This is a genomic window from Agrobacterium sp. D14 (genome assembly GCF_001526505.1).
Lineage (GTDB): Bacteria > Pseudomonadota > Alphaproteobacteria > Rhizobiales > Rhizobiaceae > Agrobacterium > Agrobacterium leguminum.
The window spans coordinates 290,985-303,757 of the sequence record NZ_ASXX01000068.1; the positions used below are offsets into that span (position 1 = coordinate 290,985).

Sequence of the window (12,773 nt, forward strand, 5' to 3'; positions counted from 1 at the left end):
GACCTTCAGAAAGCCGTTACCGCATGTCCTACGATCCCACCGCACTTGACGCCGCCGTGCGCGCCGTTTCCGAAGCCGCACCGGATGCGGATCAGACCGGTCAGTTTCCCTGGACCGGTATTCGCGCCGTTCATCAGGCTGGACTTCTCGAGAGCACCGTGGCCACGCGTTACGGCGGCCCGGGAGGAACCTTGAGCACAGCAGCCCATATTCTGGTGGCGCTGGGACGCGGCGATCCCTCTGTGGCGCTCATCAGCGCGATGACGATCTTCACTCATCTGGGACAGGCGACGAAGGACCATTGGCCTGACGGGCTTTACAGGGACCTTCTTTCAAGGGCCAAACACCAGCCACTGCTGCTGAACGCCGCCCGTGTGGAGCCCGAACTGGGCTCGCCGGCCCGTGGCGGATTGCCGGCCACGCGTGCGCACCGGACGGCGAATGGCTGGTCGATCACGGGCCGCAAGCGCTTCGTGACGGGCGCGCACGGCCTCACGCACTTCCTCGTCTGGGCGCACACCGACGAGGCTCAGGCTCGCGTCGGCACCTTCGTCGTGCCCAATGGCCTGCCCGGCATCAGGATCATAGAGAACTGGAAGAGCCTCGGAATGCGGGCGACCGGTTCGCACGACGTCGAATATACCGACGTTGAAATTCCGGCAGAAAATGTGCTGGAACTCGTTGATCCCTCCGTTGCCCAGCAGGATAATCGCGGCCACGCGGCGATGACGCTTGCGCTGACCGCAATCTATCTGGGGGCGGCTGAGGCCGCTCAAGAAGCGTTCATTCGCTTCGCGCATGAACGCGTGCCCGCCAATCTGGGCCATCCCATTGCGCGGACAGAACGTTTTGTCACGCTTTCGGGCGAGATCGACCTTTTGGTCTCTGGCGCCCGGCAAATCATCTTTGGCGCGCTCGCAAACCATATCGGCGATGCCGAACACCTGATAAGGGCCCGACTTCTCGCCGGCAGGCAAATCCGCGACGCCGTCCAGATAGCCGTTCGCGGCATCGGCAATCCCGGCCTCAACGCCGATCTCGGCCTCGAGCGGCATTTCCGCGATATACAGTCGGTTCTCGTCCATGCTCCCCAGGAGGACACCTCGGTCGCCATTCTCGGACGCGCCGCCTTTGACCGCTGGAAAACGAGCGAGAATGACCGGTCGGCACCCAACCTGTCGATCCTGAAGACGGCTTGAAACGCGGTGACAAACCGCCTTTCCTTCGGATCACGACGTCCAGCATATCGTTGCTTTTAGCCTCTATGGCGAATGGCGGGTTGAGATGCAGTCCGGCAAAGGGTATCAGGTGCCACTCCCAGGCGGAGCTTCCGCAAGCAACAAGGCGCATCCTGACATGATCCCGGACTTCCTCGTCACCCATTCCGGTGGCTTCCATGCCGACGAACTGCTGTCGAGCGTCGTGCTGACCCGGCTTTTCCCGCAGGCACGCCTGATCCGCAGCAGGGCGCCCGAATGGATCGCACCCGGCGCAGACCGCATCGTCTATGACGTCGGCGGTGTTTATGACGCGGCGAAGGGTGCCTTCGATCACCACCAGCGGGGCGCACCGTTGCGGGAAGACGGTCAGCCCTATAGTTCGTTCGGACTGATCTGGAAGCATTTCGGCCGCGATTATCTTGCCGCCTTCGGCGTTCCTGAAGACCATATCGAAACCGTTCACGCCTCTTTCGATGCCAGCTTCGTGCTGCCGGTCGATCTGGTCGACAATGGCGCGCTCAGCCCATCCACCGCGGGGGCACTCGCCGGGCTGACCCTCCCCGTGTTGCTGGAAACTCTGAAACCTGTTTTCGACGAGACAGATCCCGAAGCGGACAATCGCAGTTTCCACGCGGCGCTGGCCATCGCCCGCAGCTTCGTGGAGGCAAAGATTGCCAACAGCGCCGCGAAATTGCGGGCTGAAGCGCTCGTGAGCCAGGCTATCGTGGATGCCGGCAAGGGACATATTCTGGAACTGCCGATGGGAATGCCGTTTCGGCCCGCCATCAAGAAGGCGGGCGCCGACCATCTGCTCTTCGTCGTTCATCCACGCAACAACGACTGGTGCCTGACCGGCATCCGCCGCGCGGATGAAGGCTTTGAGCTGCGGGCGGATCTGCCGGCGGCCTGGGCCGGCCTGACGGACAAAGATCTGGAAGCGGTTTGCGGCATCGAAGGCGCGAGCTTCTGCCACAACGGCCGATTTGTCGCGGCGGCCAGAACCCGCGATGCGGCACTCGCCATGGCGGAGCTGGCGGTAAAAGAGGCGACCGCAGCCAAATAGTGACATGGTAGCCGACCATGCAACCACGCATTTGGGCCGGCAGCGGGAAGCGAAATTAAGCCCCGATGCGGGTTTTGATCTCGCCCATACCCAGTTCTCGGTACCTCTGAGGAAATTCGCCGGCGCGCGCCCTTGAGCGTCAGGCCACCGTGGTTATCCTGCCCGAATTATGGCGGTCACACACGTATTGAGGAGTACGCGGCCGCTTTCGGGGAGGATATCATGAAGTTTCTGTTGGCCGTTTCGCGCGCCATCGATGCCGCCAATGCAGCCATTGGCAAAGGCATTTCCTGGCTGCTTCTCGCGGCTATTTTCATCAGCGCCATCAATGCCGTCATGCGCAAGGCGTTTTCGATGAGTTCCAACGCCTGGCTTGAATCGCAGTGGTATTTGTTTTCTGCCGTGTTTCTGATCGCCGCCGCCTACACGCTTCTTAACAACGAGCACGTGAAGGTCGATCTGGTCTACGGAAATCTTCCGCGCAAAGGGCAGCTGTGGGTCGACATTCTCGGGACCATCTTCTTTCTCATGCCCTTCTGCCTCATCACGGTCTATCTCTCCTGGCCGGTGTTTCTGCAGAAGCTCGCTTCCGGTGAGGTTTCAAACAACACGGGCGGCCTCATTCAATGGCCCGTCTGGGCGCTGATACCGATTGGCTTCAGCCTCCTCGCCATTCAGGGCGTTTCGGAACTCATCAAGCGTGTCGCGATCCTGCGCGGCGATATCCCCGATCCCGTTGCAGAGGCTGACGCCGCGGCGGCAATGCTCTGATCGAAGGAAAAAACAACAATGGCATTCATTGCGGAAAATCTCGCGCCCATCATGTTTGCGGCGCTCATCATCGTGCTGTTGCTCGGCTATCCCGTGGCCTTCGCGCTAGCCTTTGTCGGCTTCTTCTTCGGCTTCATCGGGATAGAACTCGGCCTGCTGCCGGCGACGCTGTTCCAGGCCATTCCCGATCGCATATTCGGCCAGATGTCGAACGAAACGCTGCTGGCGATACCGTTCTTCACCTTCATGGGGCTCATTCTTGAAAAGAGCGGCATGGCGGAGGATTTGCTGGACACGATCGGCCAGCTGTTTGGACCGGTCCGCGGCGGCATCGCCTTCGCAGTCATCTTCGTCGGCGCAATTCTGGCCGCCACCACCGGCGTCGTCGCCGCCTCGGTTATCTCGATGGGCCTCATCTCGCTTCCCATCATGTTGCGCTATGGTTATGACCGCAAGGTCGCCGCCGGCACGATCGCGGCTTCCGGCACGCTGGCGCAGATCATCCCGCCCAGCCTCGTATTGATCGTGCTGGCCGACCAGCTCGGCCGTTCGGTGGGCGACATGTACAAGGGGGCGCTCGTTCCGGGTCTCATGCTCGTGGCGGCCTATGCGCTTTATATCATCGTGACCTCGATCATCAGCCCCACGAAAGTCCCGGCCCTGCCGCTGGAGGCGCGGACCCTGCGCGGCACCAAGCTGCTGCTCAAGGTCATCACCTCGCTGGTGCCGCCGCTCGTCTTGATATTCCTCGTGCTCGGCACGATCTTCCTCGGGATCGCCACCCCAACGGAAGCGGCGCCATGGGTGCTGTCGGCGCGCTCGCCCTTGCGCTTGCCAACCGCAAGCTCAATTTCGGCCTGATCCAGCAATCGCTGCACGCCACGGCAAAGCTGTCGTCCTTCGTGCTGCTCATCCTGCTCGGCGCGCGCGTCTTTTCCCTGACCTTCTATGGCGTGAACGGCCACGTCTGGGTCGAGCATCTGATGACATCGATCCCGGGCGGCGAGATCGGCTTCCTGATCGTCGCCAACCTGCTGGTCTTTTTCCTGGCCTTCTTCCTCGATTATTTCGAGCTGGCCTTCATCATCATCCCGCTGCTGGCGCCGGTCGCCGATGCGCTTGGCATCGACCTGATCTGGTTTGGTGTGATGCTGGCGGTCAACATGCAGACGTCGTTCATGCACCCGCCCTTCGGTTTCTCGCTGTTCTTCCTGCGGTCCGTCGCACCGACGCGGGCCTATAAGGACCGGATCACGGGACAGACGATCCAGCCGGTCACCTCGTCCCAGATCTATCTGGGCGCTATTCCCTATCTGTTCATCCAGCTGACCATGGTCGTCATCATCATCGCCTTCCCCGGCATCGTGATGCACTACAAGTCAGGCGCCAAGCAGGTCGATCCTTCCGCCGTCCATATCAATGTACCGATGCCCAGCATCGGCACGGACGCCGATCCCTTCGCCAATCCTTTCTCGGCACCCGGCAACAGCGCACCGAGCTTCGGAAAGCCGGCCACCCCATGACAATCGGCCGGGCGCAAAAGCGCCCGCTGCAACAAAAATCGCTGACGTTCAATAGGAGGAGGTAATCTATGAAGGTCAACCCAGGTCGCAGACAACTCTTGTCGGGCGGCGTACTTGCAGGGGCTGCTGCGGCTGCTTCGGCACTTGCGACACCCGCCATAGCCCAGTCTTTGCCAACCGTTCGCTGGCGTCTCACGTCCGGCTTCCCGAACAATCTGGACACGATCTATGGCGGCGCCGTCGTCATGGCCAATGCATTGAAGGCCATTACGGGCGGCAAGTTCGAAATCCAGGTCTTCCAGGCCGGTGAAATCGTTCCCGGCGCCCAGGCTATCGACGCAGTAAAAGCCAATACCGTCGAGATTTCCCATACCTGCGGCTATTATTTCACCGGGAAAGATCCGACATTCGCCATCGGTTCGACCATCCCCTTCGGCCTGAACGCCCGCCAGCAGAACGCATGGCTCTACCACGGCGGCGGCAACGAGGCTTACAACGAATTCCTTTCCGACTACGGCGTCATCGGCATTCCCGGTGGAGCGACGGGCGCCCAGATGGGCGGCTGGTATCGCAAGGAGATCAAGAGCATCGAGGATATCAAGGGCCTCAAGATGCGTATTGCCGGCGTCGCCGGACAGGTGCTCGCCAAGCTTGGCGCGGTGCCGCAGCAGCTTCCGGGCGGCGACATCTATCCGGCGCTGGAACGGGGCACCATAGATGCCGCGGAATGGGTCGGCCCCTATGACGACGAAAAGCTCGGCTTCTACCAGATCGCGCCTTATTACTATTATCCCGCGTTCTGGGAAGGTGGGCTGACGATCCACTTCTTCGTCAACAAGGACCAATACGCAGCATTGCCTGATGAATACAAGGCAGCGCTCGACACCGCCTGCAAGGCCGCCAACATCAACATGCAGGCGCTGTACGACGTCAAGAACAAGGATGCGATCCGCTCGCTGGTTTCCAAGGGCACGCAGCTTCGCCCGCTGCCCCGCGATGTGCTCGACGCCGCCTACAAGGCGACCTTCGAGCTTTATGACGAGTACACGCAGAAGCATCCCGCATGGGCCAAGATCTATCCGGGCTGGAAGAAGTTCCGCGACGAGAGCTTCGAATGGTTCCGCGTTGCCGAATATACCTATGACAGCTACGGCTATGCCATGCAGACGGCCGGTAAATAAACCGACATAGACTTACCGAGGCCCCTGGATGGCGACATTCCGGGGCCTCGGGCCTCTAGCGGCTATTCTTTGATAAGCCCATTATCGATCGCATAGCGGATGAGACCGGCGGTCGTCGCTATATCCAGTTTCCTCTTGATGTTCTTGCGATGGGTTTCCATCGTGCGCTCGGCAATATCTAGCGCCAGGGCAGCGTCGCGATTGCTCTTTCCGCGCGCGATCAGCAGCAGAACTTCCTGCTCGCGTGTCGTCAGCGCCTTCAGCCTGCCGGAAGACCCTTCCATCAGCACATCGCGAACGCCAGAGGAAAAATAGGTGCCGCCGGCAGCCACGGTTTCGATTGCAGCGACTATTTCTTCGGTCGCCACATCCTTCAGAATGTAACCGGCCGCACCATACATGACCGAGGTCGATATATATTCCCGGCTGTCATGCATCGACAGCATCAGCACCCGGGCGGAAAGCTGCTTTTCCTTGAACAGCTCCAGGGCATCGATGCCATTGATCTGCGGCATGTTGATATCCATCAGCACCACATCGGGCCGCGTGGCGACAGCCGCGTCGATACCGGCCATGGCGGACACCGCGGTTCCAACGACTGCGAGATGCTCGTAAGTCTCGAGGACGGCCCGCAACCCATCCAGAACCAGAGGATGGTTGTCGATCAACAACACACGGATCGGATGCACGGTCACTCGGCGGCCTCCTGTAGGCCGCTATTACGATCCTTCATGGCGGTGATGGGCAGCACCGCCCGCAGAACGGTTCCCCTGGCGGAGCTTTCGACATCCAGTCGGCCTCCGAAATGCGTCATGCGTTCCTGCATGTTTCTCAAACCGAGCCCCTTGCTTGCCGGCATCCCGTTCTCTGTCCGAACGGCCGGAAATCCACGGCCATTATCGCTGACATCCATCTGGACCCGTTCATCGCGACTGGAGAACCGGATGGCGACCTGCGTCGCACCGGCATGGCGCTCGATATTGGTCAGCGCCTCCTGTGCGACACGGTAAAGCGCAACCCGTGCCTCCGGGACAAGCATATGCTTGAAGGCCACGGATTCAAGCGTCGCCGCTATTCCCGTGCGTTCGGAAAAACTCGAGATGAGGGATTCCAGAGCCGCCGTCAGCCCCAGATCGTCGAGGACACGCGGGCGAAGATCGTGCGAGATGCGGCGGACTTCCTTGATCGCTTCGTTCAGCGCAATGGCGCCTTTGCCGATTGCCTCGACAGCGCCGACATTCTCCGGTGTGACCTTGCGCCGCGCGAGATCGATCGCAAAACGCACGCCGACGAGATTTTGGGAAATGCCGTCATGCAGCTCCCGGGCAATGCGCAGACGCTCCTCCTCCTGGGTATCGATGATCCTTTGCATCAATTCCTTGAGCCGGCCATCCGCCAGCCGCTGCTGGCGCAGATTGAGCAGCATGCAGGTGGCAAAGACCAGCAATACGGCGGGAACCGCAAACAGGGCGACGATCAGGAAGTTCCAGGTGATCGAATGCCGCAACTCCTCCTTCGCCGCCGCCGTCGTCGCAAAAACGTCGTCGAGGTAAACGCCGGTACCGATCATCCAGCGCCATTTGTCGAGCCCGGCCGCAAAGGAAAGCTTGTCGGCCATTTTTTTGGTGGAAGGCTTTTCCCACTTGTACTGGACCAGCCCTCCCCCCTTTTTCGCCTCGACGATCAGATCGTAGATCACCCGGTTGCCATCGGGATCGTGGAGATCCAGCCAGTTGTTCCCCGGACGGAAATTCTGTCGCGGATGGACCACGTTCAGCCCGTCATAGTCATAGACGAAGAAATAGCCGTCAGTGCCGTAGTCGAGACCGGTCAGGATGCGCTTGACCTCTTCCTTCGCGGCCTCGTCATCAGGCCCTGCCCTGTCATAGACCGAGCGGATCGCCGAAAGGGCAAGATTGGTAAGGTTGAGGAGTTCAGCCTCCTTTGCAGCGAGCATGTTGCGTTCGAACGCATCGATGCTCGTGCGCGCCAGCGTCATGGACTGCCACGTAATCAGCGCTGTGATGACGATAATCGCAAGAACGAGAGGCCCGATGGCCAATGCGAGAATCTGGCTCCTGAGTTTCATGCGCCCCCCGACACATTCATCTTGCACACTTCACAACACTTAATGCCGCAAATCGGCGACGTTGGAAAGCAAGCAGCGCGGCGCGACCGTGCGTGACCCTATCCAGGTTTGTAAGCTGAGGGCGGCTTTCAATCATTTCTGTGGCGCGTGGGGTAAGCGGCGTTCCCGTTTTCGTCAGGCCTGATCCAGGGCAAGGGTCAGGTCGGCGACAAGATCATCGGGATGTTCGATGCCGATTGACAGCCGGATCGTGGAATCCAGCACACCGATGCGCTGGCGGACATCGGCAGGAACTCCGGAATGCGTCATCGTTGCGGGGTGAGACGCAAGAGACTCCGTGCCGCCGAGGCTTACCGCGAGTTTGAATATGTTGAGCGCATTGAGGAATTTGAAAGAGGCCGCCTGCCCGCCGACGATGTCGAACGAGAAGGTCGATCCCGCGCCGGAACATTGAGCGGCGAATACCCTGCCAACCGCGGATGCCGGATCGCTGAACGGCAGGTAATGGATTTTCTCGACCTTGGGATGCGCATTGAGGAATTCCGCCACGACCCTGGCGTTGCTGTCCGCCCGCTCCATCCGGATCTGCAGCGTCTCAAGGGAACGTCCGAGCATCCAGCACGAATGCGGATCGAGCTGCGTGCCGATTGCTCCACGCAACGCCTTCACCTGTTTCATGACATCCTTCCGGCCGAGCGCCGCGCCGGCAATGAGGTCGGAATGCCCGCCAACATACTTCGTCAGCGAATAGAGCGAGATGTCAGCACCGTATTCGATGGGCCGCTGGAACACCGGGCCGAGAAGCGTATTATCGCAGGCGATGATCGGCCTGTGCCCCTGCCTTTCCCCGATCACGTCGGCGACCCGGCTCATCATCGAAATATCGACAATGCTGTTTGTCGGATTGGCGGGGGTCTCGATGAGGATGACGGAGACCCTGCCTTTCGCCATCGCCTCCTCTGCCGCAGCCATCACCGAGGTCTCGCTGACACCGTCGGCGAAACCCACTGCCGAGACGCCGAAATTATGGAAGGTCTTGGCCAGCAGCGTCTCCGTGCCGCCATACAGCGGCTGGGAATGGAGCACGGTGTCACCGGGCCGCACAAAGGCGAAAAGCGTCGTTGAAATGGCGGACATGCCCGAGGAGAACAGCGCACAGCTCTCCGTGCGCTCATAAACCGCAAGACGATCCTCAACGATTTCGCTGTTCGGATGGTTGAAGCGCGAATAGACGAGGCCCGCGCCCCTGCCCTCGGGCGGCTCTTTACGGCCGGAGACGTAGTCGAAGAAGTCGCGCCCGTCTTCCGCCGATTTGAAAACGAAGGTCGATGTCAAGAACACGGGAGGCTTTACGGCGCCCTCCGACAATTCCGGATCATAACCGTAATTGAGCATCTGGGTTTCAGGATGGAGAGCGTGGTTGCCGATATGGGTTTTGGACGGATGCGGCGCGGTCATTTCCGATGATCCCTCAGCTGGCGTTGAACTATCTGCAGGTTACACGCAGTGAAACCAAAATACCTTGCATTCTGAAGCGTCAAGTTGTCTCATGAAGCAATATATTGCGGAGAATGGTCATTTATGTCGCAAAAAATTGCAGACCCGATCGACAGGCGGATACTCAAGGAATTGTCTGCCGATGCGCGGATCACGAACAACGAACTTGCCGAGCGGGTCGGACTGTCGGCATCGGCGTGCCTGCGGCGGCTTCGACGCCTGGAAGAGATGGGCGCCATCAAAGGGTACTCCGCGATCATCAATCCGGCAATCGAGGGATGGACCATGACCGCCCTTGCGTCCGTCCGCCTCAGCCGCCAGCACGATGACGAAATCCGGATGTTCGAGGCGGCCGTGCTTGACTGGGACGAGGTTCTCGAATGCCATCTCGTCACGGGTCCGAGAGACTATATGCTCAAGGTCATGTGCGGTGGGCTGGAGGATTACGAGCGTTTCATCAAGGACAAGATCGCAAAGCTGAAATGCGTCGAGACCATCGAGACCAGCTTCGTCATGAACACGATCAAGGCGCGGCGCATCTGAGCCTCGCGGCCACGGCGGCAATCCGCTTTCTCATCAGGCCCGCCGCCCATCGGCGCTAATCGTTCCCGATTGCTTCAAGCCAGATGCTGACGGCGACCGCTCCCGCATCGGGATGTCCTATAGCCCGCTCGCCAAGATAGCTCGCGCGCCCGAGCCGCGGCTTCATCGACGCCGTCGCCTCGGCGCCTGCGATGCCTGCCGCCGAGGCGGATCGCCAGGCCTCATCGGCCGAAGCTCCGGCTGCGAGTTTGTCCCGGAACGTTTCTGCCGCCGGATGAAGCGAATCTATCATCGTACGGTCCCCCGGTCTCGCACCACCGAGTTCCGAGACGGCAAGAACGGCAGCCACGAACGCCTCCGCCATCTGTTGGGCCGTCGGCTTTTCGATCCCGGCAAGATGGCGCGAAGCGCGCATCAGGCCCGTGGCGTAAAAGGGCCCCGAGCTTCCGCCGATTGCCTTCCGCATCGCATTTGCCATCGCCGCCAAGCCGCCGGACACATCTGCGAAGCTCTCCCCGGGCAGCGCCAATATTGCTTCGGCGCCTCGCACCATGCTTGTTCCAAGGTCACCGTCGCCCGTAACACTGTCGAGCTGCGTCAGTTTAGGCTCTGCGACGATCAGGGCTCGGGCGACCCGCTCCGCGGCGGAACGCAGTCGCTCACCGGCGGCTGTTATCCTGATTTCCGCAGTCACGCTCTTCTCTACACCTGCCGACGGCAAGACGCGGTTGCGGTTCACCGCACCGCCGCGCGGCCATGCACCGGCATCGGTTGGCGCATCCATGAGGTTGAGCATTGCGTCGTCCACATGCATGACCGACAGGGAAAAGCCGGGCATATCGAGGGCGGAGAGGAAGGTACCGGCCCATGCCCGTTCGACCACGACGCCCTTTGCTTCCAGGTGTGTGACGGCGGATCGCGCCACGACCGCAAGCTCCATTGGCGGCGTCGATCCCAGTCCGTTGACCAGAAGCGCAACCCGGTCTCCGCTTTTCAGCCTGCCATCGGCTTCAATCGTCTCGAGGACCAGCTTCACAAGCTCGTCCGCCGATGCGATGGACATCCGCCGGACGCCCTGCTCGCCATGGATGCCGAGCCCGACTTCGATTTCAGCGTCGCCAAGGACGAAGCCCGGCCTGCCGACGGCAGGGAGCGTGCAGGACCCCAGCGATATTCCCATGGAGGACAATTTCCCGGCGGCTTCCCTCGCGATGCGGGTAACCTCTTGAAGGGGAAGCCCCTGCTCCGCGGCCGCGCCGGCAAGCTTGTGCACAAGCACTGTGCCTGCGATACCCCGGCGGCGATCGTCGGGAACTGTTTCCTTCAAGGCGACATCATCGGCAACGACCACGATCTCGACCGGAATTCCTTCAGCCCGCGCCAGCTCAGCCGCCAATCCGAAATTCAGCCGGTCGCCCGTGTAGTTCTTGACGATAACCAGAGCACCGGCGGGTCCGGCCGCAGCCCTGATGCCGGCAAGAACCGCATCGGTGCTTGGCGAGGTGAAGACATCGCCTGCCACCGCAACGGTGAGCATGCCCGCGCCCACATAACCCGCATGGGCTGGTTCATGGCCACTGCCACCGCCCGACAGGACCGCCACCCTGCGCTTTTCCGGGTCCAGAAGGCCAGACCGGATAACGACATTCTCATCCGCAAGCAGGACCGTCGCGGGGCTGAGGGCCACCACGCCTTCGAGCATGTCCCGCACAACGGTGGCTGGATTGTTGATGAGTTTCTTCATGCCTTACTCCTCGATGCAGTTCGTTGGCCGGCGGGGACGCGCACGTGCCCTGCTGACCGTGAACAAGCACGATCTTCCGACCAATTTCAAGTTCCGGGCATTCGCACTCGCGACATCGATTGAAGGCGTGCGAGGGAAACACAGGTGCATATCCGCCATTGCCTCTGGCGGCGGAGGCGCTATCATGATGGCGCTGTAAGACGGTAAGCTTTGGGAGGAGCGATACGTGAGACGGATGTGGCCAGACGAATTTGCGTTTCTGCTGGACGGTGCAGAAGAGGTTGACCTACATATTCCATCGGCGGCACATGACGATGGCTCGCCCGGAAAAACAATATCCAGAAAGGCCTTGAAAGCCCGGATCAGCCAGCAGGATTTTGAAAAAATCTGGCATCTCGCAGAGGCCCGCTACCGGCTGAACGGCAGGTTCTCCGACAAGGCGATTACGCTGATCGCCAACAACCCCCACTACCAGAAATGGCATCCCTCCGACGGCGGCAGCATCGAAAGCGTCTCCGATAGCGGTCAGAAATACACGACACGCTATGTGATCGTGCACTTTCTTCTGGATGATGTCAGCGAAGCTGTCGAAGCCTGAAATCCGGAGAGGCGGTTCCTGCCGGTGACAGCGCGTAGCGTTTGTGTTGCAACGGGACGAAGAGATTTCGGACAGCTGAAAACAGCGACATTAAGTCGTTGCAAGCCGCCGGCGGATCGGAAGCCCTGCATTGCCCGCTCCCGTTGTCACAGTGGCAGGTGCCTCCGCAGGACCCGCGCCAACGATCGCAACGTCGAATTCAATCGCTTCACGTTCGGGCGCAATGCACGGAGTTGCCATTTTGCGCGGTCAGTCCAAAAATACATGCTTGAGAAATCGGCGGATGCGGGCAAACAAACCCTGCTGCATTCCCTCACATTTTCTGTCGGGCAAGTTACGGTTTTGGGAAGGCTTCTTCGCTTCATCAACGGCGGGTGCGATTTCATTTCTTCGAATTTGCTCGGCATGATCGATGCTGATCTGAAATGGCATTTTCATTCCGGCAATCCTCCATGTTGGCGTGATGAAACTACAGCGCCTTCTCGAGTTCCGGCAGCGCCTCGAACAGGTCTGCAACGAGGCCGTAGTCTGCCACCTGGAAGAT

The 12,773-nt window shown here is 60.4% G+C and carries 11 protein-coding genes and 1 pseudogene; 8 read left to right on the top strand and 4 right to left on the bottom strand.

Annotated features, from left to right (window positions below):
* The first annotated feature begins 23 nt into the window (after window positions 1–23).
* The 5 genes and pseudogenes from L901_RS25755 (at window position 24) to L901_RS25775 (ending at window position 5,758) form a co-directional block, all read left to right on the top strand.
* A complete protein-coding gene (locus L901_RS25755) occupies window positions 24–1,199 on the top strand; it encodes an acyl-CoA dehydrogenase family protein (protein WP_059761228.1) in 1,176 nt (391 codons plus the stop codon).
* A gap of 157 nt (window positions 1,200–1,356) precedes the next feature.
* Window positions 1,357–2,283: an MYG1 family protein gene (locus tag L901_RS25760; protein ID WP_059761230.1), complete on the top strand. Its 927-nt coding sequence runs from the start codon at window positions 1,357–1,359 to the stop codon at window positions 2,281–2,283.
* A gap of 222 nt (window positions 2,284–2,505) precedes the next feature.
* The gene (locus L901_RS25765) at window positions 2,506–3,054 is read left to right on the top strand and encodes a TRAP transporter small permease subunit (RefSeq protein ID WP_059761233.1); all 549 of its coding nucleotides are present in this window, start codon (window positions 2,506–2,508) and stop codon (window positions 3,052–3,054) included.
* A gap of 18 nt (window positions 3,055–3,072) precedes the next feature.
* Window positions 3,073–4,577: pseudogene (locus tag L901_RS25770) on the top strand (TRAP transporter large permease subunit).
* A 68-nt stretch (window positions 4,578–4,645) separates the two neighbouring features.
* Complete coding sequence (locus tag L901_RS25775) at window positions 4,646–5,758, top strand: TRAP transporter substrate-binding protein (protein ID WP_020809088.1); 1,113 nt, start codon at window positions 4,646–4,648, stop codon at window positions 5,756–5,758.
* 62 nt (window positions 5,759–5,820) lie between these two features.
* On the opposite strand, the gene L901_RS25780 is transcribed toward L901_RS25775, so the two are convergent.
* The 3 genes from L901_RS25780 to L901_RS25790 form a co-directional block, all read right to left on the bottom strand.
* Complete coding sequence (locus tag L901_RS25780; RefSeq protein WP_059761235.1) at window positions 5,821–6,453, bottom strand: response regulator transcription factor; 633 nt, start codon at window positions 6,451–6,453, stop codon at window positions 5,821–5,823.
* On the bottom strand, window positions 6,450–7,847 hold the full coding sequence (locus L901_RS25785; RefSeq protein WP_059761237.1) for a cache domain-containing protein: 1,398 nt from the start codon (window positions 7,845–7,847) through the stop codon (window positions 6,450–6,452). Before L901_RS25785 ends, L901_RS25780 begins: the two co-directional genes overlap by 4 nt.
* Before the next feature lie 174 nt (window positions 7,848–8,021).
* On the bottom strand, window positions 8,022–9,305 hold the full coding sequence (locus L901_RS25790; RefSeq protein WP_059761239.1) for a cystathionine gamma-synthase family protein: 1,284 nt from the start codon (window positions 9,303–9,305) through the stop codon (window positions 8,022–8,024).
* A 123-nt stretch (window positions 9,306–9,428) separates the two neighbouring features.
* Between L901_RS25790 and L901_RS25795 the strand changes: the two genes are divergently transcribed.
* A complete protein-coding gene (locus L901_RS25795; RefSeq protein ID WP_003521846.1) occupies window positions 9,429–9,887 on the top strand; it encodes an Lrp/AsnC family transcriptional regulator in 459 nt (152 codons plus the stop codon).
* A 55-nt stretch (window positions 9,888–9,942) separates the two neighbouring features.
* On the opposite strand, the gene L901_RS25800 is transcribed toward L901_RS25795, so the two are convergent.
* Window positions 9,943–11,631 carry a dihydroxyacetone kinase family protein gene (locus tag L901_RS25800; RefSeq protein ID WP_059761240.1) on the bottom strand — a complete coding sequence of 563 codons (1,689 nt, stop codon included), beginning with the start codon at window positions 11,629–11,631 and terminating at the stop codon, window positions 9,943–9,945.
* Between the two features lie 235 nt (window positions 11,632–11,866).
* Here L901_RS25800 and L901_RS25810 point away from each other — a divergent pair, with 235 nt between their 5' ends.
* Both L901_RS25810 and L901_RS27555 read left to right on the top strand, forming a co-directional pair.
* Window positions 11,867–12,229, top strand: coding sequence for a hypothetical protein (locus L901_RS25810; protein WP_059761244.1), 363 nt, complete (start codon window positions 11,867–11,869; stop codon window positions 12,227–12,229).
* A gap of 264 nt (window positions 12,230–12,493) precedes the next feature.
* Window positions 12,494–12,773: hypothetical protein (locus L901_RS27555; protein ID WP_210179002.1), on the top strand; the 280-nt coding region annotated here is incomplete at its 3' end.